Source organism: Aquipuribacter aurantiacus (assembly GCF_051216895.1).
Classification (GTDB): domain Bacteria; phylum Actinomycetota; class Actinomycetes; order Actinomycetales; family JBBAYJ01; genus Aquipuribacter.
Genome location: NZ_JBPKAO010000003.1, coordinates 131190 through 153252, shown reverse-complemented (window position 1 = coordinate 153252; position 22063 = coordinate 131190). Strand labels below are relative to the sequence as shown.

The window sequence follows — 22063 nt, the reverse complement described above, 5'->3', positions numbered from 1 at the left end:
CGGTTGACCGCGCGGGGACCCGAGCGGCTGGCCTGGCTGCTCGACCTGCTCCGCCGCCAGGACGGCCCGGACCTCGACCCCGGCCGGGTCGACCTCGCCGGGGTCCGGGCGGTGTGGGACTGGCTGCCGACCTGGGCCGCCACGGGTCGGCCCGGCATCGACCTCACCCCACCCGACGGCCGCGACCCCCGCGACGGCCTTCCGCCCTGGACCCAAGGCAGCCCCTCGTACCAGCAGTACCTGCTCGACCGACCCAACGGACACAAGAACCAGCTCGTGCTCGACGGCTGCCTCCACCTCGTCGCCGCCGCTCTAGCGACTGTCGACCCCACGTTCCGTTGGGCCGTCTTCTTCCACGCCCCCGAACTGGCGAGGTCCGCGTTCGGCCCGGCCATGGTCTCCGACAGCAACGCCTGGATCTCCACGTTCAACCTCACGAGCAACTTCTTCGGCAAGGCCCTCGACGCCACGAACCCGCCCAAGAATCGCGACATCACCAGCTACCTCATGAGCAAGCTGCGTGAGCAGGGTTACCAGGTCGACGACACGGGCCACCTGCTCCCCGGGACCACTCCACCGGCACCCATCCCCGGGCAGGCCCCTGTCGACGTCACCCTTCACCGCCGAGAGCCCGAACGCCCCGGCGACGTCGAGGCCGAGATCGTCGTCTGGCCCAGCCGAACCGCCACCGGCCTGCTGCACGTCGACGACATCGACGACACCCACGAGGAGGAGATGGAGAACCCCACCCCTGAGCGCCACCTCGACCGGACTGCCGTCGAAGCCTTTCTCACCGCCATCCACCTGCACCACCACCCCGGCAGCAGCAGCCCCGAGGAAGAACAGTGGTACGGCCCCGGCCCCCTGCCCTCGCCCCTCAGCGCCACCCTCGACCTGCACCCCGACGGCACCATCGCCGAACTCACCATCATCGCCAACGGCATCACCGACGCCACCCTCGAACACGTCCACCTCCAGCTGCTCCACCTCCTCGAGCACACCCCCGCCGCGGCCTTCATCCCCAGGTAGCGCCGAGTACCCATGGGCTGTCGGAACGGGTGTCAGCCCTGACCGTGCTTGGGAGGTGTCCCAGCCACGGACCAGAGGGCGCGCTCGTACCTCTGGCCCGTGTCCAGGCGCGTGATGCGCCGCAGCCGGTGGACGCGGGGTCGCTCGGCGTCCCACGTCGCCTGCGGCGTCACCTCGATGAGGCCCAGGCGGCCGCGCTCAACCCGGTACGGCACGCCGATGCGGCAGACGTCAGGGTCTTGCCTCTCGGCGTGCACGGTCACCAAGGGGTGGAGGGCCACAAACGAGTCGACGAGACCCCTCGTTGTCGCCAGGTCGACGTCGCCGGGCGGGGGCCCGGGCGGCCACTCGCCCTGCAGTTCGAGGGCTCGTCGCACGAACGCCGCCGAGCGGTCCGGGATCACGCACGAGACGTCGGCCAACCGGACCGCGACGTAGCCGTTGAGAGAAATGCTGTCGTTCACGTGATGCAGCAGCACCCACTTGCTGCCGACGGCCACGACGTAGCCCGCCGGCGCCGTCGCTGCGCGGATGCTCCGCTGCACCTCGACCAGCAACTGGGACGCCAGGGCCTGGCGGAGCTTCCGTTGTGCCTTTGCCGTTTTCACGGCCCGACGGTGCCACACGACCACTCCTGGTGTCCGTGCGATGACCGGGCCGCGGCCGTTCGGTAGCCCATCGTCAGTCGGGATAGAGGCTCGCGGGCCTCCCGCGTCGCTTTCCGGGCTCGCAGCACGGCCAGGGGCGCGGTTGCGCCGATCGAGGGAAGGCTACCGGTCTCGGGGCTCGTCCTCGCCACGTTCGCCGTGACCGGGCTGGCGGCTGTGCCCGCCCACGAGGCCATCGTCGCCGAGCCCGAGCCGGCGCAGCGGTCCGTCCTGCACCGCCGAGAACTTTGCTGCCTACGCACGCGCCGTCGCCTAAATCACTCCACCCGCTTGTGCCGCCTTTGCCGCCATTGCAAGACCGCAAGGGCGACCAGCAGGCACGTCAAGCCGAGCAGGCCGGGGACGAAATCGATAAGGGCATAGGGGGGTGACGACTGCCACGCGTTCAGAAGCGACAGAGAAGAGAAGACGCCCACCGCGCTGACCAAGACCACTACTACTAGCCGAGCCTTTGTCACCATGCCTCCCCAATAATGCCCACGGCACAACCCCCCAGTGCGCCACCAAGGGCAGTGGCGGTCCCCACGACCAGTGCTCCAGGGCCCGTGATCGAACCAACGACGGCACCTGAGATAAAGCCGCCCACGGCTCCTGTCACAAGTCCCTTCCCGCAGGCGATAGTTCCGGCTCCGGTGGGGTCGGACCGGAGTCCGGTCGGGTCAACGTTGTTGCAGGGGTCACCTGCGGCGTAGAGGTAGGTGTTGGCTTCTTGGCCGGAGGGGTCCTGCTGGGTGAAGCGACCAGTCTCCGGGTCGTAGTAGCGGGCGCCGAACTTGTAGAGCCCGGTGGCGGTGTCGAGGTACCCGCCGGTGTAGCGGAGTGGGTTGCTGCTGGCGCTGGTGCCGGTGGCGCGGGGGTTGCCGTAGGGGTCGTAGGCGTACTCGGCGGTGATGGTGCCGCTGGTGTTGGTGAGGGCGATGACGCTGCCGAGGTTGTCGGTGAGGTAGTAGCTGCGGGCGCCGGTGGCCTGGCGGTAGGAGACGAGGCTGCCATCGGGCGTGCGGCGGAACGCTTCGGTCTGGCCGCCGGCGGTCTGGGCGGTGATGCCGAGGCTGCCGTTGGTGTAGGCCTGGTCGCCGGCGGCGGTGCGGGTGGTGTTGCCGATGCCGAGGTAGCTGAAGTTGGTGGTTGTGGCGCCCTTGGTGATGCTGGAGACCTCGTTGCGGGCGCGGACGTCGGTGGTGCCCCAGTCGGGGCTGCTGGTCTGGTCGCCGTTGGCGTTGTAGGCCCAGCCGGTGGTGGAGCCGTTGCGGCTGGTGAGCTGGTCGGCGGCGTTGTAGCCGTAGGTGGTGGTGCCGGCGGTGGCGCCGGTGTTGCCGGTGCGGGTCTGGCTGGTGCGGTTGCCGGACTCGTCGTATGCGTACGTCCATGCGGCGTTGTCGGTGCCGGTGCTCGTGTTCTCGTCGACACCGGTGACGCGATTAAGGGTGTCGTAGGCGTAACTGGTGATCGCCCCGGCGGGTAGGCCCGCGAGGCCGTCGTGGTCGGTGCGGGTCTGAACCTTGGACCGGTCGCGCTCCTCGGCGCTGCCGGTGCCAACGGCGGTGTAGGAGTAGCTGAGGTCGGTCAGGACGGTGTCGGCGGCGTCCGTGGCGGTGATGCGGGTGGCGCGGCCGGAGGCGTCGCGGTCGGTGGTTTGGGTGACGCCGTTGGGGAAGGTGCGCGCGGTCTCGGCGCCGTTGGCGTCGTAGGTGAAGTCGGTGTGGATGGGGCCGGGCTCGGTCATCCTCGTCAGCTGGTTGGCGTCGTTGTAGGTGTAGGTGAGGTGACCCTGGGGGTCGGTGACCGAGGTGACGTTGCCGGCGAGGTCGTAGCCGGTTGTGTAGGGGCTGCTCATGCCGGAGAGGTCGCGGGAGGTCTCGCGGCCGAGGGCGTCGTAGGTGTAGTCGTCGCTGCCGTGGGCGGAGTCGGTGGAGCGGTACAGGTTGCCGTCGGGGTCGTAGGCGTTCTGCCGCTGCGAGGTGTTGTCGAACTCAGTGCGGGTGAGCCGGTCGAGGCCGTCGTACTGGTAGCTGGTGGTCTGGCCTTCGCCGTCGGTGACCGCCGCGAGCCGGGAGGCGCTGTCGTAGGTCATGGTGGTGTCGCCGAGCGGGCTGGGCTGCTCGATCTTGATGAGGTCACCGACGCTGTTGTAGGTGTAGTTGGTGGTGTTGCCGCGCCCGTCGGTGCTGCTGCACGTCTGGCCGGGCTTGCCACCGCACTGCGTGCCACCGGTGCCCTCGGACTGGTAGGTGAAGGAGCGGGTGACGGCCCCGCCGCCGTCGCTGGTGTCCTCCACCGAGGTCACGTTGCCAGGGGTGTCGTAGGTCAGCGAGGTGGTGTTGCCGGCGTCGTCCGTGAGGCACTTGGCCTGGTAGGGGTGGTCGGTGTCGGTGGTGTCGCAGGTGTCGCCTTGACCGTAGGCGGCCTGGGTCGCGGCGCCGGTGGGGGCGGCGACGGCGGTGAGGTTGTTGACCTCGTCGTAGGTGTACTCGGTGACTCCGGCGCCGACTCCGCCGGTGCCCATGGCGTCGGTTGCGGTGGCGATGTCGCTGTTCGGGGTCCAGGTCTGCGACCGCTCGTTGCCCAGCGGGTCCTCCACGTTGGTCGCCCGACCCAGGGAGTCGAAGGTGTACGTGGTGGTCCCGCCGATGGGGCTGGTCTGGGTGGTCTCCGTCGCGGAGGGGTACGCGAAGCTGGTGACCGACGCCTGCCCGGTCGTGGTCGCGACGTCAACGAAGCGTTCGACCTCGGTGACCCGGCCGGTGCTGTCGTAGGTGAAGTCGATGAACGCGCCGCGCGGGGTCTGCAGCCGCGAGATGCGGCCGTCGCCGTTGGGGGTCAGGCGCAGGCGGGCGTCGTTGGGGTAGATGATCCCGGCGAGCTTGCCGTCGAAGGTGTAGGCGTACTGCGTGGTCCGCCCGTAGGGGTCCTCGGCGAACTCGAGCTTGCCGTCGGCGCGGCCGCTGGTTCCGTAGGTGAGGGTCGTGACCCGGCCGGCGCCATCGGTGATGGACTCGACCTGGTTGTCGGCGTTGTAGGCCAGGGACAGGCCGACGCCGTTGCGGTCGACGTCCTCGATGAGGAACCCGCCCTCGGTGAACGTCAGCTCCTCCCCGGAGCTGCGGTAGGTCAGGGTCCAGGTGTCGTCGCTGTTCTGGACCAGGTCCGCGTTGACGCCGGGCGGCATCTCCCAGCCGCCGGAACCATCGGCCTCGTACTGCCCGGTGAATCCGGAGGGACCGTAGAACGTGACCGTGTCGGTGGCGACGTCCAGGCCCACGTCGTGGCCGGTCGACATCAGCACGTTCGGGCCCAGCGCTCCGTCGCCGTCGGCGAGGGAGTTGTGGAACGTGTCCAGACGCAGCGTCAGACCCGGTGCGTTGAGCTGCACGTCGGTGCTGCGAAGCACCAGGTTTCCTGTCGCCAGGTTCACGGTGGCCGACACCCGGTCCGTCAGATCAAACGTCTCCGTCGCGTAGAACGGCTGGAGACCCAGCGACTCACCGCCAGCACCAGAGCCCGGGAACGGGTCGTCCACCGCCATCGAACGAGACATTTGGCGCTCGTTCAGGCCGACCTCATCCTCGGCCGGCACCGGCGGCGCCCACTCGCCCTCGGGCAGCTCACCCGAGGCCGTCGTGTTTACCGCCGACGGCGACCACACCTCGGCCTCGTCGACCTCGAACGACCCCGGATCTGCGGGTGTCGCCGCGGCCGCCGCGGGCCCCCCGGCCAGCCCCAGGGTGGCGGTCACCGCAGCCGCGACGAGCACCGCCCCCGCGCGGTTCCACGCATGCAAATTGACATGAATTTTGGCAGTCGACAGCGACATCCAAGACCCCAGAGATATCACGCTGAGCCGACTACTACCGGCCCCCCGAGCGCTTGTCACCGACCGTACAGACACACCATGACCGACGCACCCCTCCAGCCCAAACTTGCCCGAAGTCAGGCTGCAATTCCTGACAAACCGGAGTCAATCGGCCACGAGGCCCAAGCAGACACGAAGATGACCGAGGCGGACTTGATGGGAGGGCAAGGACTCGCGGCGGGGCCGACGTCGCGAATACGAGGGGCGTTCCTCCGCGACGTACCGCCCCCTCGGGGCCAGCACTGTTCCGGATCCCGACCCCCTACCGCGAATACGCGGGTGACAGCCACGGCACGCCGTCCCGCTCAGGCCCCTGTCCCAGCAGACCCGTCCGGTGACCGTTCCCGCAACGGGGCGTCGAACGGCACCGCCACGCGGGGCTGCACGGTCGTGTGGCGTCGCGTCGTCCGGTATGTCCGAGGGTCGGACCCGAGCCGCGTCGCGGTCGGGCCTACGCCTGGACGGGCGTGACCGTGTCGACCGGCCCGGGCTGGGCGGGGATCAGGTCGGCGCGCGGCATGACGGTGGGGAACTGGTCCTCCAGCAGGTCCGCGGGCACCGCCCGGCCCCAGAACCAACCCTGGCCGTAGCCGACGCGCAGGTCGTGCAGGGCGCGGGCGTCCTCGGCGGTCTCCACGCCCTCCGCGACCACGAGGGCACCGAGGCCGGCGGCGAAGTCGACGAGGGAGCGGACCAGGCTGTGCAGTACCCGGTCACCGGCCAGGCCGTCGACGATGCTGCGGTCCAGCTTGATGACGTCGGGCTCGGTGACGACGATGTGGCGCAGCGAGGAGAACCCGGCCCCGACGTCGTCGATGGCCAGCCGCATGCCGCCGGCGCGCAGCGGGGCGAGGGCGGCCCGCAGGGTGTCGTAGTCCTCGACCTGGTCGTGCTCGGACAGCTCCAGCAGGATGCGGGGCAGGGGGAGCGCGGCGAGGAACCGGGCGGTGTCCGGGTGCAGCAGCGTCGCCGGGGACACGTTCATCGACACGTACCCGTCGACCCGGTCCAGCAGACCCGCCGCCCGCTGCAGCGCCATCAGCTCCAGCCGGTCGCCCCGGCCCACGCTGTGCGCCTCCGCGAAGACCACGTCAGGGGCCTTGGCCCACTCCTGCGGGAACCGGCTGAGCGCCTCGGCCCCGACGCGGCGTCCGGTGACGACGTCGACGATGGGCTGCAGCAGCACCCGGGGCCCGCCCGCCCGTTCGAGGGGGTCGAGGCGCTCGTCGATCTCGTCCCGGCGCGCGTTCTCACGGACCTCGGGCTCGATGACCACGGCGGCGGCGCGGGCCAGCACGTCCATCAGGCCCTTGTCCCGGTCGGCCAAGCCCTTGTCGGTGGTCAGCCCGGCGGCGCAGAAGGTGCCGTACAGCGTGCCGTCGCTCATCACCACGGGGACGGACACGTAGCTGCGGATGCGGGGGAACCGGGCCGCGGGCAGCTTCATGGCGTTCGGGTGCGCCCGCAGGTCGGGGATCACCGCCGGCAGGTCGCCGTCCAGGACCGCCTGGCACAGGCTGCTCGACTGCCGTTGCGTCGCCCCCTCGGGGAACAGCAGCGGCACCGAGGACTCGACGACCTCCAGGTGCTGCGTGGTGCCGTCCAGGCGGGACAGGAACGCTACCGACAGGTGCAGCGACTCCTTGGCGGTGCGCAGCAGGTCGGCGATCTGCTCGTCCGCGGCACTCCGGTTCCGGCCCATTGGTCGATCATCGGCAGGTGGGCGCACGCACCTGAGGCGGCGCTAGCGTGAGGCGGTGCTGTCCACCGAGATCACCGTCCGGACCGGGACCCGTGTCGTCACCGACCTCACCGACCGCGTGGCGCAGTTCTGCACCGGCACCGGTGACGGCCTGCTCAACGTGTTCGTCCCGCACGCCACGGCCGGGGTCGCGCTGATCGAGACCGGGGCCGGCAGCGACGACGACCTGGTCACGGCGCTGGAGACGATCCTGCCGGCGGACGACCGCTGGCGGCACCGGCACGGCTCGCCCGGGCACGGCCGCGACCACGTGCTGCCGGCGTTCGTCGCGCCGTCGGTCACCATCCCGGTCCTCGACGGGCGGATGCAGCTGGGCGTGTGGCAGTCGGTGGTCCTGGTGGACACCAACGGCGACAACCCGCAGCGGCGGGTGCGGCTCAGCCTGCTGAGGGGTTGAGCAGCTGCTCGCGCACCTGACGGCGCAGCACCTTGCCGATGATCGAGCGAGGCAGCTCGTCGACCAGCTCGATCCTGCGAGGCACCTTGTAGCCGGCCAGGTGCTCGCGGACGGCCGTGCGGAGCGCGGCCGGGTCGACGACGGCACCGTCCTCGGGGACGACCGCGGCGACGACCTGCTCGCCGCCGTCCTCGGTGGGCATCCCCACCACGGCCGCGTCGGCCACCCCGGGCAGCTGTCGCAGCGCGTCCTCGACCTCGGACGGGTAGACGTTGAACCCGCCGGTGATGATGAGCTCCTTGAGCCGGTCGACCACCGTGACGAAGCCGTCCTCGGCCATCACCACGACGTCGCCGGTGCGCAGCCAGCCGTCGGGCATGAGCACGGCCGCGGTCTCCTCCGGCCGTCCCCAGTAGCCGGAGAACACCTGCGGGCCGCGGACCAGCAGCTCGCCGGCCTGGCCCTGCTCGCGGTCCGCGGTCGGGTCCTCGGGGTCGACGACCCGGATCTCCGTCGAGGGGAACGGCACGCCCACGGTCCCCGGGCGACGGGCGCCGGACACGGGGTTGCCGAGGGTGATGGGTGACGTCTCGGTCATGCCGTAGCCCTCGACCAGCAGCCCGCCGCTGACCTGCTCCCAGGTGGCCACCACCGACGGCGGCAGCGCCATCGCGCCGGAGATCCCGTACCGGATGGACGTCAGGTCGACGCCGCGGTCGCGGGCCTTGGTGGCCAGGGCGGCGTAGATCGGCGGCACGGCGGGCAGGAAGGTGGGGGCCCGGCGCCCGACCGCCTCGAGGACCTGGTCCACGTCGAAGCGGGGGAACAGCACCAGCGTCGCCCCGATGGACACCGCGAACGTCAGGCACAGCGTCAGGCCGTAGGCGTGGAACAGCGGCAGGACGGCGTAGATGGTCTCCTCGCCGTCCCGCAGGCCGGGCACCCACGCGCGTCCCTGCGTGGCGTTGGCCAGCAGGTTGCGGTGCGTGAGGACGGCGCCCTTGGGCGTCCCGGTGGTCCCGCCGGTGTACTGCAGCAGGGCGACGTCGTCGCCGGCGGGGCGCGGGTGCGTCGCCGGCAGCGGGCGTGCGGCGCCGACCAGCCGGTCCCAGCCGAGGGTGGCCGGGGCCGGCGCGGTCATGGCCGCCCGGGTGGCCCGCGCCTTGGCCAGCGGCAGCCGCAGGGCCAGCCGCTTCAGACGTGGCAGCGCCGTCGTCAGGTCGACCGACACGACCGTCTCGACGGCGGTGCGGGGCTGCGAGGCCAGGACCGCCGGGGCCGCCTTGTCCCAGGCGATGACGACGCGGGCGCCGTGGTCGGCCAGCTGGACCTGCAGCTCGGCCTCCGTGTACAGCGGGTTGTGCTCGACCACGACCGCGCCCAGGCGGAGCACGGCGTAGAACGCGACCACGTGCTGCGGGCAGTTGGGCAGCACGATCCCGACCCGGTCGCCGGCCTCGACCCCCAGACCGGCCAGGGCCGACGCGGCCCGCGCCACCTGGGCGTCCAGGTCGGCGTACGTGGTCGTGGCGCCGTAGAAGTCCAGGGCCACCGAGGGTCCGAAGCGCTCCGCGGCCCGGGACACCAGGTCGACCAGCGACCCGTCGGGCACGTCCACCTGGGTGGGTACGCCCTCGGCGTAGCTGCTCAGCCAGGGCAGTTCCTCGGTCGCTGTCATGCCCCGACCCTAACCAACGGTTCCGTAGGTTCGGCCCGGCCTACAGGCCTGTCGGGTCACCCTCCGACCCGGTGAACAGCGCGCTGTAGGCGTTGAGCGCCGGCTGCCCGCCCAGGTGGGCGTAGAGCACGTTCGAGCCGGGCCCGATCCGACCGTCGCGGACCAGGTCGATCAGCCCGGCCATCGACTTGCCCTCGTACACGGGGTCGACGATCACGCCCTCGAGGCGGCCGAGCAACCGGATGGCGTCCAGCGTGGACTGGACGGGGATGCCGTAGAGGTCGCCCGCCCAGCCCTCGAGGACCGTGATCTCGTCGTCGCGCAGGTCGCGGCCCAGGTCGATGAGGTCCGCGGTGTGCCGGGCGATGCGCGCCACCTGCTCGCGGGTGGCGTCGACCTTTGCGGAGGCGTCGATGCCGATGACCCGGCGCGGCCGGTCCTGCCCGGCGAACCCGGCGATCATGCCGGCGTGGGTGGACCCGGTCACCGAGCACACGACGACCGTGTCGAAGAACACGCCGAGCTCGGCCTCCTGCTGCTGCACCTCGTAGGCCCACTGCGCGAACCCGAGCCCGCCGAGCGGGTGCTCCGACGCGCCGGCCGGGATCCCGTAGGGGACCCCGCCGCGGTCGCGCACGTCCTGCATCGCCTGGGAGTAGCTGTCCTTCATCCCGATGCCGAAGCCCGACGGGTCGAGCCGCACCTCCGCGCCCATGATCCGCGACAGCATGATGTTGCCGACCCGGTCGTTGACGGAGTCCGGCCAGTCCACCCAGCGCTCCTGCACCAGCACGGCCTTCAGGCCCAGGTGCGCGGCGACGGCGGCGACCTGCCGGGTGTGGTTGGACTGGAACCCGCCGATGCTGACCAGCGTGTCGGCCCCGGAGGCGAGCACGTCGGGCACGATGTACTCCAGCTTGCGGGTCTTGTTGCCGCCGTAGGCGAGCCCCCCGTTGCAGTCCTCCCGCTTGGCCCAGATCGTCGGCCCGCCCAGGTGCGCGGACAACCGGTCGAGGCGGTGGACCGGGCTGGGGCCGAACGTGAGCGGGTGGCGGGGGTGGTCCTGCAGCGCGGTCATCGGTGTCTCCTCACCAGGGCGGGCGGTGGGTCGGGGTGCAAGCGTGGCGCACCGGGGCCGGTGGGCGGCCGGGCGCCCGGGCGGCGAGACCCGGCGCCGCGACCGGGACCCAGGTCCCTGGTGGGGGCGGCGCGACCGTCGGAGGATGGTCCTGGCGGGACGGTCCGCGCCCCTGCCGGGAGTGGAGAGGGATGGTCGCGATGACGGCGCTGGTGGTGTTCGAGTCGATGTTCGGCAACACCGAGGAGGTGGCGCGGGCCGTGGCCGAGGGCATCTGGTCGCGGATGCCCGCGACGGTGGTCGAGGTGGGGCAGGCGCCGGATCCCGGGCGCGCCGAGGTCGACCTGCTGGTGGTGGGGGCCCCCACCCACGCCTTCGGGCTGAGCCGGCAGCGCACGCGCGACTCCGCCGCGGAGCAGGTCGGGCACCCGGGCATCTCCAGCGGTCGAGGCGTGCGGGAGTGGCTGGCCGACGCGTCCACCTGCTCGCTGATGGCGGTGGCGTTCGACACGCACGTCAGCAAGCCCGACCTCCCGGGCCACGCGGGCCGGCGGGCCCAGCGGAGGCTCAAGAGCCTGGGTTGCCGCATGGTGGCGCCCGCGGAGTCGTTCGCGGTCGAGGGCATGCAGGGTCCGCTGGCGACCGGTGAGCTCGACCGGGCGCGGGCCTGGGGCGCCGAGGTCGCCGAGGCCGCCCAGCGGGTGGGTGCCGCTCAGGTCTGACCCCGGCCTGCACCGGCCGGCACCGGCCGGCACGCCGATGCTGCTGCCCGGCGGGCCCGACGGCCGTCACAGGTCCAGGGCGCGGGCGGTCGGCATGCCCGGTCGGTAGGCGAGGTGCACGTGGCTGGGCCCGTCGACCACGGTGACGTCCGCGCGAGCCCCGACGCCCAGGTGACCCACGTCGGTGCGTCGCAGGGAGGCCGCGGCGCCGGCCGTGGCGGCGTGGACGGCCTCGGCCGGGGTGAGGCCGCACTCGCGCACCGCGAGGGCGATGACGAACGGGATCGAGCTGGTGTTGCAGGTGCCGGGGTTGCAGTCGCTGCCCAGGGCCACGCGGACCCCCGCGTCGAGCAGGCGGCGGGCGTCCGGGTACGGCATCCGGGTGGAGAACTCCACGCCCGGCAGCAGGGTCGCCACCGTGGTCGAGGCGGCCAGGGCGCTCACGTCGTCGTCGGTGAGGAACGTGCAGTGGTCGACGCTCGCCGCGCCCAGCTCGACGGCCAGGGCGACGCCGGGGCCCGGTGCGAGCTGGTTGGCGTGCACACGCAGCCCCAGCCCGGCCGCGCGCCCGGCCTGCAGGACGGCCCGGGCCTCGTCGGCGTCGAAGGCGTGCGGGCTGGCGGGCTCGCAGAACACGTCGACCCAGCGCGCCAGCGGGGCGCAGGCGGTGAGCATGTCCCCGGTGACCAGATCGAGGTAGTCGCTGCGGTCGGTGCCCACCGGGACGACGTGGGCACCGAGGAACGTGGTCTCGGTCGTCACCTCGCCCGCCAGCCGCAGCGCACGCACCTCCTCGCGGACCGTCAGGCCGTAGCCGCTCTTGACCTCCAGCGTCGTGGTGCCCGAGGCGCGGGCCTGCGCGACTCGTCGGGCCAGCAGCCGCCGGAGCTGCTCGTCACCGGCCGCGGCGGTCGCGGCCACCGTGCTCGCGATGCCGCCGCCGTCGTAGCGCTGCCCGGCGGAGCGTGCGGCGAACTCCGCGGCCCGGTCGCCGGCGTGGACCAGGTGGGTGTGGGGGTCGACGAAGCCGGGCACGACCGCGCGACCGGCCAGGTCCCGGGACCGGTCGCACGCCGGGGCCGAGGCCGCCGGACCGACCCAGGCGACCGTGCCGTCCTGCACGACGAGGCCGGCGTCGTGGACCAGGCCCAGCGGGGACCCGTCGCCGACGGCGGGGTCGTTGGTCACCAGCTCCGCGATGCCGTGCAGCAGCAGGCTGCTCATCGTCGGCCTCCCGCTCGCAGGTCGAGGCTCGCCAGCGCGTCGCCCAGCAGCCGACCGACGTCGCCCAGGACGTGGTGGCCGCCGTCGACGACGGTGCGGCCCTGCACCACGACGGTGTCGACGTCGGCCGCGCCCGCCACCAGCGGGACCTGGTCGGGGCGGCAGCCGGCGGTGCGGGGCGTGTCGAGGCGGACCGCCACCAGGTCCGCCGGCGCCCCCACCTGCAGGCGCCCCGCCTCGGGCCAGCCGATGCGGTCGTGGGCGGTGGCGGCCGCGAGCAGCTGGGCCGGCGTGAAGCAGCCGCGCCGCCCGCTCGCGAGCCGCTCGTGCAGCTCGACGCCGCGGGCCTCCTCCAGCAGGTCCGCGGCGACGTGCTGGTCGGACCCGACCGACAGGGGCGACCCCGCCCGGTGCAGGGCGAGCCCGGGCCCGATGCCGTCGGCCAGGTCGCGCTCGGTGGTGGGGCACAGGCACACACCGGTGCCGCTGCGGCCCAGGAGCCGGACGTCGTCGGCGTCCAGGTGGGTCGCGTGCACGACCGTCGTCGTGGGACCGAGGACCCCCTCGGCGGCCAGCAGGCCGACGGGGGACAGGCCGTGCGCGGCCTGGCAGTCGGCGTTCTCGGCCGGCTGCTCGGCCACGTGCACGTGCAGGGGGCGCCCGGCCGCGGCCCGCACCACGGCGGCGAGGGCCTCGCGGGGGACGGCCCGCACCGAGTGGGCGGCCACCCCGACCCGCAGGCCCGCCGACGGGCGCAGCGCCTCGACCCGTCCGGCCCAGGCGTCCACGTCGGCGTCGGCGAAGCGGAGCTGGGTCCCGGTGACCGGCCTCGACCCCCCGGCGTCGAGCCCGCCCGCCAGGTAGCAGGCGTCCAGCAGCGTCAGCCGCAGGCCCGCGTCGGCGGCGGCCTGCCGCAGCGCCTCGGCCATGGCGTTGGGGTCGTCGTAGCGGTGGCCGCCGGGGCCGTGGTGCAGGTAGTGGAACTCACCGACGGTCGTGACGCCGGCCAGCACGAGCTCGGCGAAGCAGGCCCGGGCCAGGTCGAGGTAGCTGTCCGGGTCCAGCCGGTCGGCCACGGCGTAGGCCTGCTCGCGCCAGGTCCAGAACGACCCGCCGTCGCCGTGGGTACGCCCACGCAGGGCCCGGTGGAACGCGTGGCTGTGACCGTCGGCCAGGCCGGGCAGGACCACCCCCGGCAGAGGGGTGGCGCCGGCGGGGGAGCCGCCGGGGACCACGGCGGTGAAGTACCCGTCGACGGCCTCGACACGCACGTCCCGGGCCACCCCCGACGGCAGCCAGGCGTGCTCCGCGAACCACGCCTGAGGGCTCACGGGTGCCCGCCGGCGGGCGCGGCGCCGGGGTGACGTGGACCACCGTCGCGCACCAGGTCGTCGCGCACCAGGTCGTCGCGCACCAGGTCGGCGAGCACCGTGGTCAGCGCCTCGACGCCGAGCAGGCAGTCGTCGCGGTCGGCGTGCTCGTGGGGGGAGTGCGACACACCGGTGGGGTTGCGCACCAGCAGCATGGTCGTGGGCACCCCGGCGGCGGCCAGCACCCCGGCGTCGTGCCCGGCCCCGGTGCTCAGCACCGGGGCGTCGCCCAGCAGGGCCGAGGCCCGGGCGGTCAGCCCGACGTCGAAGGCGGTGGCGGCCGTCGCGGACTCGCAGACCGGTCGGACGCCCGCGACCCGGGTGACGTCGGCCACGACGGCGGCGACCGCGGCCGGGGACTCGCTGCGCACGTCCAGCCACAGCGTCGCGCCGGAGGCCACCGCGTTGACCGCGTTGGGTCGCACGTCGACCTTGCCCACCGTCGCCAGCGCGTCGTGCTGCTCGGCGACGGCCCGTGCCGCCAGGACGACCTGGGCCAGTCGCAGGACGGGGTCGTCGCGGTCGGCCAGCCGCGTCGTGCCGGCGTGGTCGGCCCGACCGGGCAGGTCGAACCGCCACCGGCCGTGGGGCCAGATGGCCGAGGAGACCCCGACGGCCCGGTCCAGGTGCACCAGCCCGCGGCCCTGCTCGACGTGGAGCTCGACGAACGTCCCGACCCTCGCCAGCGCCCGCGGGTCGGGGCCGAGCGCGTCCGGGTCGTGCCCGGCGACCTCGTAGGCCTCGGCCAGCGTCGTGCCGTCGGCGTCCCGGAGCGCCCGGGCCCGGTCGGGGTCCAGCGCCCCGGTCAGCAGCCGGGTGCCGGCGCAGGCGACCCCGAAGCGGGCGCCCTCCTCGTCCGCGCTGACCAGCACCCCGACCGGCCGCGACGGCCGAGGGCCGCGGTCGCGCAGGGCGTCCACGGCAGCCAGGGCCGACACCACCCCGAGGGGGCCGTCGAACGCGCCGCCCGACGGCACGGAGTCCAGGTGGGAGCCGACCACGACCCCGGGCGTGCCGGCGCGGACCGCGGCGTCCGGGTCGCCCCACCAGGCCCACAGGTTGCCGGCGCGGTCCTGCTCGACGTCCAGGCCGCGGTCCGCGGCCTGGGCGGTGAACCAGGCGCGCAGGTCGGCGTCGGTGCGGGTCCACGCGAACCGGTCGTAGCCGCCGTCGCCCCGCCGACCGAGGGGTTCCAGGTCCGCCCACATCGTGTCGAAGGAGTCGCGCCGGTCGGGCCCGTCGGCCACCTCAGCCCTCCCGCATCGGGACGCGGACCTGCTGGGCGTCGGCCGTCCGGTCGGCCACGTCGTAGCCCGCGTCGACGTGCCGGATGACGCCCATGGCCGGGTCGTTGGTGAGCACGCGCCGCAGCTTCTGCCCGGCCAGAGCGGTCCCGTCGGCCACGCACACCTGCCCGGCGTGAAGCGAGCGGCCGATGCCGACCCCGCCGCCGTGGTGCAGCGACACCCACGACGCGCCGCTCGCGGTGCTGACCAGCGCGTTGAGCAGCGGCCAGTCCGCGATGGCGTCCGACCCGTCGGCCATCCCCTCGGTCTCGCGGAACGGCGAGGCCACGCTGCCGCAGTCCAGGTGGTCGCGGCCGATCGCCAGCGGGGCGCTCAGCTCGCCCGAGGCGACCATGTCGTTGAACCGCTCGCCCGCGGCGGCCCGCTCGCCCAGGCCGAGCCAGCAGATCCGGGCGGGCAGCCCCTGGAACGCGATCCGCTCCTGCGCCCCGCGCAGCCAGGTGTGCAGGCGGTCGTGGTCGGGGAACAGGTCGAGCATCGCGGCGTCGGTGGCGGCGATGTCCGCCGGGTCCCCGGACAGCGCGGCCCACCGGAACGGCCCGCGGCCCTCGCAGAACAGGGGCCGGATGTACTCCGGCACGAAGCCCGGCACCTCGAAGGCCCGGGTGCAGCCGCCGAGGCGGGCCTCCTCCCGGATGCTGTTGCCGTAGTCGAACGCCTGGGCGCCGGCGTCGCGGAAGCCCACCATCGCCTCGACGTGACGGGCCATGGACTCCCGGGACCGGTCGGTGAAGCCGTCGGGGTCCTTGGCGGCCAGCTCGGCCCAGTCTCCCAGGGCGACCCCGCGGGGCAGGTACGACAGCGGGTCGTGGGCGCTGGTCTGGTCGGTGACCACGTCGACGTCGGCCCCGCGACGCAACAGCTCCGGCAGCACGTCGGCGCAGTTGCCGACGAGGCCGACCGACAGGGCCCGCCGCTCGCGCCGGGCGGCCAGGCAGCGGGCGAGGGCGTCGTCCAGGTCGTCGGCCACCTCGTCCAGGTAGCGGTGCTCGACGCGCCGCCGCAGCCGGGTGGGGTCGACGTCGACGACGAGGCAGACCCCGCCGTTGAGGGTCACCGCGAGCGGCTGGGCGCCGCCCATCCCGCCGCAGCCGCCCGTCACCGTCAGGGTGCCCGCGAGCGTGCCGCCGAAGTGCCGGTCGGCCACGGCGGCGAACGTCTCGAACGTGCCCTGGACGATGCCCTGGGTGCCGATGTAGATCCACGACCCGGCGGTCATCTGCCCGTACATCGTCAGGCCGAGGGCCTCCAGGCGACGGAACTCCGGCCAGGTGGCCCACTGCGGCACCAGGTTGGAGTTGGCGATCAGCACCCGGGGCGCCCACTCGTGCGTCTGCAGCACCCCGACGGGCTTGCCGGACTGCACCAGCAGGGTCTCGTCGTCGGCCAGCGTCGTGAGGGTGCGGACGATGCCGTCGTAGCTGGCCCAGTCCCGCGCGGCCCGGCCGGTGCCGCCGTAGACGACGAGGTCGTCGGGACGTTCGGCCACCTCGCGGTCGAGGTTGTTCATCAGCATCCGCATCGGCGCCTCGGTCTGCCAGGACCGGGCGGTCAGGGTGGTGCCGCGCGCGGCGCGGACGGGACGGGCTCCGATCACGGGGTGCCTCCTGCGGTGGGTGCGGTGGGTGCGGTGGGTGCGTTGGGTGCGGTGCGTGCGGTGCGTGCGGTGGGTGCGGTGGGTGCGGTGGGGCTGGTCGTCGCGGCGCGGCCGGTCATCGGAGGGCCCCGACGACGCGTTCGGCGTCGCGCAGCGGCGCACCGCTGCGGACGTGGGCGACGGCGGCCTCGATCTCCGGGGACAGGAACCGGTCCGGACCGGGACCGGGGACGTGGGTGCGCAGACCGGTCAGCACGGCCGCGGTGGCGGGCGCCGGGGTCAGCGGGGCACGCAGGTCCAGGCCCCGGGCCGCGACCAGCAGCTCGACCCCGAGCACCCGGGTCAGGCCGTCGACCGCCCGGCGCAGCGACCGGGCGGCCGACCAGCCCATGGACACGTGGTCCTCCTGCATCGCGCTGGAGGGGATGGAGTCCACCGACGCCGGCGCCGCGAGCCGCTTGAGCTCGCTGACCACGGCGGCCTGCGTGTACTGGGCGATCATCAGCCCGGAGTCGACGCCGGGGTCGTCGGCCAGGAACGGGGGCAGCCCGTGGCTGCGGGCCTGGTCGAGCAGCCGGTCGGTGCGCCGCTCCGACATGCTCGCCACGTCCGCCACCACGACGGCGAGGAAGTCCAGGACGTAGCCGACCGGGGCGCCGTGGAAGCTGCCGTTGCTCTCGACCCGGCCGTCGTCGGTGAGGACGGGGTTGTCGACCGTGGCGGCGAGCTCGCGGCCGGCGACCGTCTCGGCGTGGGCGAGGGTGTCCCGGGCGCCGCCGTGCACCTGCGGCGCACAGCGCAGCGAGTAGGCGTCCTGCACCCGGGTGCACTCCGGGCCGCGGTGGCTCGCCATCACGCCCGACCCGGCGAGCAGGGCCCGCAGGTTGGCGGCGCTGTCGGCGATGCCGGGGTGGGGTCGCAGGGCGGCCAGGTCGGCGGCGAACGCGCTGTCGCTGCCCAGCAGCGCCTCGACCGACAGCGCGGCCGTGACGTCGGCGGTCTGCAGCAGCGTCCGCAGGTCCGCGCAGGCCAGCAGCAGCATGCCCAGCATGCCGTCGGTGCCGTTGAGCAGGGCCAGGCCCTCCTTCTCGTGCAGCTCCAGCGGCTCGATGCCGGCCGACAGCAGCGCCTCGCCCGCCGGGTGCAGCCGGCCCTCGGCGTCACGGACCTCGCCCTCGCCCATGGCCGCGAGGGCGCAGTGGGCCAGCGGGGCCAGGTCGCCGGAGCAGCCGAGCGAGCCGTGCTCGCGCACCACCGGCGTCAGTCCGGCGCTCAGCATCGCCGCGTAGGTGGTGGCCGTGACGGGCCTGACCCCGGTACGCCCGGTCGCCAACGTCGACAACCGCAGCAGCATGAGGGCGCGGACCACCTCCTGCTCCACCTCCGGGCCCGTGCACGCGGCGTGGGAGCGGACGAGCGAGCGCTGCAGCTGGGTGCGCCGTTCCGCGGGGATGTGCAGCGTGGCCAGCGCGCCGAACCCGGTCGAGATGCCGTAGTGGGGGCGCGGGTCCTCGGCCAGGGCCTCCACCACGGCCCGGCCGCGGGCCAGCGCCGTCAGCCCGGCCTCGCCGACGCGGACGCCGGCCCCGTGCCGTGCCACGGCGACGACCTGGGCCGGGGTCAGGGGGCCGGGGCCCACCTCGACGCAGTCCTCCGCTGCGCCGACGACTGCGGCCCCGGTGCCGCCCCCGGCGTCGTCTCCGGCGCTGACCCCACTGTTGTCCTCGGCGATGTCCACGTCCCCATGCCACCGTCCGGGCGGGGGGCGGCGCCACGGCCGCGGACCCACTACCGTCTGGTATCCCAGACAGCGGGCGCGTGCCCGGCGTCGACGAGGAGGTCGGGTGGCGACGGACCAGGTGCCCGCGGCCGCTCAGGTGCTGGCGATCCTCCGCTGGTTGTCCGGGCAGGCGGCGCCGGTGCCCGCCGCCTCGGTGAGCCGGGAGCTCGGGCTGCCCCGGTCCACGACGTACCACCTGCTGGCCGAGCTGTGCCGGCAGGGCTTCGTCGTCCACCTGCCGGAGCAGCGCCGCTACGCCCTGGGCGTGGCGGCCTACGAGATCGGGCACGGCTACACCCGGCAGGCCTCGTTGCAGCGCTTCGCCCGCGCGCCGATGGACCGGCTCGTCGCGGCCACCGGTCACACCGCTCACCTGGCCGTGCTGCTGGGGGCCGAGGTCGTCTACGTCATCGAGGACCGTGCCCCGGGGCGGGCCCCCTTGGTCAGCGACGTCGGGGTCCGGCTGCCCGCCCACCTGACCGCCACCGGGCGGGCGATGCTGGCCGCCCTGCCGGCTGCCCACGTCCGGGCCCTGTTCGGCGAGCGGTCGGCGTTCGTGCTGCGCCACGAGGCCGGGCCGACGTCGCCGTCGCGGCTGCGGGGGCTGCTGGTCGACACCCGACGCCGGGGCTGGGCGGTCGAGGAGGACGAGGTGACCCCCGGCTTCGCCTCGGTCGCCGCGGCCGTCCGCGACGCCGCCGGCCACCCGGTCGCCGCGGTCGCGGTCACGTTCCCCGCCGCCGAGGTACCCCGGACCGCCCGGACCGGGCTCGCCGCCGCGGTCGTGCTCACCGCCGGCGAGCTGACCCGCCGGGTGGGAGGCACCTGAGGCACCCGGGGCGCCTGGGACGTCGAACCGTCATCACGGGCCCACCACCCGTAGCATCACGTCCCATGGATCCTGATTCACGCCCCGGCCACGAGCGAAGTCCCGGCGTCACGGCGGGCGGAACGCTCCTCTGATGGAGATCGCCCTATCGCTCCTGCTCGGGTTCGTCGTCGTCCTTCTCATCACCGCCGCCACGGGTTACTTCGTGGCCCAGGAGTTCGCCTACGTCGCTGTCGACCGGTCAGCGCTGGCCGCCAAGGCCGCCACCGGTGACGCGCAGGCCACTCGGACGCTGTCCATCACGCGTCGCACCTCCTTCATGCTGTCCGGGGCCCAGCTCGGCATCACCGTCACCGCCCTGCTCGTCGGCTACGTCGCCGAGCCGCTGATCGGTCAGTCCCTGGGGTCGATCCTGGGCGGCGTGGGTGTCCCCACCGGCGTGGGCGTGGCGATCGGCACCGTGCTCGCCCTGGTGGTGTCCACCCTGGTCCAGATGCTGTTCGGGGAGCTGTTCCCCAAGAACCTCGCCATCGCCAAGCCCGAGGCCGTCGCCCTCTGGCTGTCGCGGTCGACCCTGGCCTACCTGACGCTGTTCGGCTGGCTGATCTGGGTCTTCGACCAGGCGTCCAACCTGCTCCTCAAGGCGCTGCGGATCGAGCCCGTCCACGACGTCGAGCACTCCGCCACCGCCCGGGACCTCGAGCACATCGTCGAGGAGTCCCGCGAGAGCGGTGACCTGCCGGAGGAGCTGTCGCTGCTGCTGGACCGGATCCTCGACTTCCCCCACCAGGACGTCGAGCACGCCATGATCCCGCGCCACCGCGTGGACCACGTCGACCTCGACGACCCGCTGACCGACGTGCGCGTCCGGATGAGCCAGGGGCACTCCCGCTACCCGGTGCTGGACGAGACGGACGAGGTCGTGGGCGTCGTGCACCTGGACGACGTGCTGGCCAACGTCGACGACACCGCCACCGCCCGCTCGATCATGCGGCCCGCCCTGGTCGTGCCGACCCTGATGTCGCTGCCCGACGCGCTGCAGGAGCTGGGCCGCACCCGCAACCAGCTGGCCTGCGTGGTCGACGAGTACGGCGGCTTCGCCGGCGTGCTGACGATGGAGGACGTCGCCGAGGAGCTCGTCGGCGAGATCACCGACGAGCACGACGACGAGGACGGCCCCAGCGGGGAGTCCTCGGCCGACGGCCGCTGGCTCGTGGACGGCGAGGCCCACGTCGACGAGGTCGAGCGCCTGCTGGGCACCGACCTCCCGCACGGGGACTACGAGACCATCGCCGGGCTCGTCATCGCCGCCCACGGCGGCCTGCCCGGGGTGGGCGCCGTCCTCGACGTCGAGCTGCCCCCGGACCCGGCCGACCTCGCCAACGACGGCGACCCCGTGGTGCGGTACCTGCGCGCCGAGGTCGTCGAGGTCGAGCACCACGTGCCCGCCTCCGTCCGGCTGGAGCTGGTCCCGCTGCCTGCGCACGACCTCGAGCCCCAGGAGGCCCGGCGATGACCGACGACCCGTGGCTGATCGCCCTCATCACCACCGTCATCATCGCCGCCAGCGCGTTCTTCGTGGCCGTGGAGTTCGCCCTGCTGGCCGCCCGCCGGAGCCGGCTGGAGGACGCCGCGCCCAGCAGCGCCGCCGCCCGGGCCGCCCTGCGGTCCTCCTCGGAGCTGACGGTGCTGCTGGCCGGCTCCCAGCTCGGCATCACCGTCTGCGCGCTGGCGCTCGGGGCCATCACCAAGCCGGCCGTGCAGTACTCCCTGACCCCGTGGATCGCCGGGCTCGGCGGTCCGGACTGGGTCGCCGGGGTGGCCGGGTTCGCGCTGGCGCTGGTCATCGTGACGTTCCTGCACCTGGTGGTGGGCGAGATGGCGCCGAAGTCGTGGGCCATCGCCCACCCCGAGAGGTCCGCCACCATGCTGTCGATCCCGATGCGTGGCTTCATGTGGCTCACCCGGCCGCTGCTCACCGCCCTCAACGAGGCCGCCAACTGGTGCCTGCGTCGGGTCGGGGTCGACCCCGCCAACCAGGTCGCCACCGGTCACACGCCGGACTCCTTGCGACAGCTGGTCGAGCACTCCGCGGACGCCGGCGTGCTGGACCAGGAGTACTCCTCGCAGCTGCGAGGGGCGCTGGAGCTGCAGGACCTGCAGGTGCGCGACCTGCTCCGGACCGACGCCGTCGCCACCTCGGTGCCGCACGGGGCGACCGTGGCCGACGTCCAGGCCGCGACCCAGCGCTCCGGGCACCTGCGGATCCTCATCGGGGACGGGACGGTCGTCACCGGTGTCGTGCACGTGCGCGACACCCTGGCGATGGACCCGGAGCAGGGCGTCGAGGAGCTCGTCCGGGAGCCGTTCGAGCTGTCGGCGGACCTGCCGGTCCACGAGGCGCTGTCGCAGATGCGTCTGACCAGCACCCACCTCGCGGTCGTGATGGAGCAGGGCCGCCTCGTCGGGGTCGTGACCCTGGCCGATGTGCTCCGGCGCCTGGTGCCCCAGGTGGAGATCCTCGCCTCGGTGTCGCCCTCTCGGGCGGTGACGGTCCAGGCCTGACCGGCACCGGCCCCCGGTGCGGCCCCGTCGTCAGTGCGTCGTCAGTGCGGCGCGTCCCCGATGACGACGGGGCGGTCGGGGTCAGCGGTCCAGCCGGAGTAGGAGCCGGGCCACAGCCGCCCCGCGGGCAGGCCGGCGTGCTCGCGGACCAGCAGGGTGAAGCAGGCCGTGACCCCGGAGCCGCAGGACGCGACCACCTCGGCG

16 protein-coding genes are annotated in these 22063 nt (G+C 73.7%); 6 read left to right on the top strand and 10 right to left on the bottom strand.

Annotation, left to right across the window (positions count from 1 at the left end; translation table 11 throughout):
* Positions 1 to 3: 3 nt before the first annotated feature.
* A complete protein-coding gene (locus ACR80Q_RS05530; RefSeq protein WP_435376578.1) occupies positions 4 to 1029 on the top strand; it encodes a hypothetical protein in 1026 nt (341 codons plus the stop codon).
* Positions 1030 to 1061: 32 nt separating this feature from the next.
* Here ACR80Q_RS05530 and ACR80Q_RS05525 read toward each other — a convergent pair whose 3' ends face one another.
* The 3 genes from ACR80Q_RS05525 to ACR80Q_RS05515 form a co-directional block, all read right to left on the bottom strand.
* Entirely contained in the window at positions 1062 to 1655 is a 594-nt protein-coding gene (locus ACR80Q_RS05525; protein WP_435376577.1) for a hypothetical protein, read from the bottom strand.
* 496 nt (positions 1656 to 2151) lie between these two features.
* Positions 2152 to 5511, bottom strand: coding sequence for an RHS repeat domain-containing protein (locus tag ACR80Q_RS05520; RefSeq protein WP_435376576.1), 3360 nt, complete (start codon positions 5509 to 5511; stop codon positions 2152 to 2154).
* 490 nt (positions 5512 to 6001) lie between these two features.
* Positions 6002 to 7252, bottom strand: a complete 1251-nt coding sequence (locus tag ACR80Q_RS05515; RefSeq protein ID WP_435376575.1) for a sensor domain-containing phosphodiesterase — start codon at positions 7250 to 7252, stop codon at positions 6002 to 6004.
* Positions 7253 to 7307: 55 nt separating this feature from the next.
* On the opposite strand from ACR80Q_RS05515, the gene ACR80Q_RS05510 reads away from it, so the two are divergent.
* The gene (locus ACR80Q_RS05510) at positions 7308 to 7709 is read left to right on the top strand and encodes a YjbQ family protein (RefSeq protein ID WP_435376574.1); all 402 of its coding nucleotides are present in this window, start codon (positions 7308 to 7310) and stop codon (positions 7707 to 7709) included.
* Here ACR80Q_RS05510 and ACR80Q_RS05505 read toward each other — a convergent pair.
* A complete protein-coding gene (locus ACR80Q_RS05505) occupies positions 7690 to 9387 on the bottom strand; it encodes a long-chain-fatty-acid--CoA ligase (RefSeq protein ID WP_435376573.1) in 1698 nt (565 codons plus the stop codon). The two genes, ACR80Q_RS05510 and ACR80Q_RS05505, sit on opposite strands and share 20 nt — an antisense overlap.
* Positions 9388 to 9427: 40 nt before the next feature.
* Positions 9428 to 10465: a 1-aminocyclopropane-1-carboxylate deaminase gene (locus tag ACR80Q_RS05500; protein WP_435376572.1), complete on the bottom strand. Its 1038-nt coding sequence runs from the start codon at positions 10463 to 10465 to the stop codon at positions 9428 to 9430.
* Between the two features lie 191 nt (positions 10466 to 10656).
* Here ACR80Q_RS05500 and ACR80Q_RS05495 point away from each other — a divergent pair, with 191 nt between their 5' ends.
* Positions 10657 to 11187 (top strand): flavodoxin family protein, encoded by a 531-nt coding sequence (locus ACR80Q_RS05495; protein ID WP_435376571.1) that lies wholly within the window; start codon positions 10657 to 10659, stop codon positions 11185 to 11187.
* 66 nt (positions 11188 to 11253) lie between these two features.
* Here ACR80Q_RS05495 and hutI read toward each other — a convergent pair whose 3' ends face one another.
* The 5 genes from hutI to hutH all read right to left on the bottom strand — a co-directional run bounded on the left by hutI (position 11254) and on the right by hutH (position 18324).
* Complete coding sequence (gene hutI / locus ACR80Q_RS05490) at positions 11254 to 12411, bottom strand: imidazolonepropionase (RefSeq protein ID WP_435376569.1); 1158 nt, start codon at positions 12409 to 12411, stop codon at positions 11254 to 11256.
* Complete coding sequence (locus tag ACR80Q_RS05485) at positions 12408 to 13742, bottom strand: formimidoylglutamate deiminase (RefSeq protein WP_435376568.1); 1335 nt, start codon at positions 13740 to 13742, stop codon at positions 12408 to 12410. Before ACR80Q_RS05485 ends, hutI begins: the two co-directional genes overlap by 4 nt.
* Entirely contained in the window at positions 13739 to 15028 is a 1290-nt protein-coding gene (locus ACR80Q_RS05480) for an allantoate amidohydrolase (RefSeq protein WP_435376567.1), read from the bottom strand. The genes ACR80Q_RS05485 and ACR80Q_RS05480 overlap by 4 nt, the downstream gene beginning before the upstream one ends.
* A 1-nt stretch (position 15029) precedes the next feature.
* A complete protein-coding gene (gene hutU / locus ACR80Q_RS05475) occupies positions 15030 to 16685 on the bottom strand; it encodes a urocanate hydratase (protein WP_435376566.1) in 1656 nt (551 codons plus the stop codon).
* 115 nt (positions 16686 to 16800) lie between these two features.
* Complete coding sequence (hutH, locus tag ACR80Q_RS05470; protein ID WP_435376801.1) at positions 16801 to 18324, bottom strand: histidine ammonia-lyase; 1524 nt, start codon at positions 18322 to 18324, stop codon at positions 16801 to 16803.
* Between the two features lie 205 nt (positions 18325 to 18529).
* Between hutH and ACR80Q_RS05465 the strand changes: the two genes are divergently transcribed.
* The 3 genes from ACR80Q_RS05465 to ACR80Q_RS05455 all read left to right on the top strand — a co-directional run bounded on the left by ACR80Q_RS05465 (position 18530) and on the right by ACR80Q_RS05455 (position 21859).
* The gene (locus tag ACR80Q_RS05465; RefSeq protein ID WP_435376565.1) at positions 18530 to 19294 is read left to right on the top strand and encodes an IclR family transcriptional regulator; all 765 of its coding nucleotides are present in this window, start codon (positions 18530 to 18532) and stop codon (positions 19292 to 19294) included.
* Between the two features lie 133 nt (positions 19295 to 19427).
* A complete protein-coding gene (locus ACR80Q_RS05460; RefSeq protein ID WP_435376564.1) occupies positions 19428 to 20810 on the top strand; it encodes a hemolysin family protein in 1383 nt (460 codons plus the stop codon).
* Positions 20807 to 21859 carry a CNNM domain-containing protein gene (locus ACR80Q_RS05455; protein WP_435376563.1) on the top strand — a complete coding sequence of 351 codons (1053 nt, stop codon included), beginning with the start codon at positions 20807 to 20809 and terminating at the stop codon, positions 21857 to 21859. Before ACR80Q_RS05460 ends, ACR80Q_RS05455 begins: the two co-directional genes overlap by 4 nt.
* The last annotated feature ends 204 nt before the right edge of the window (positions 21860 to 22063 follow it).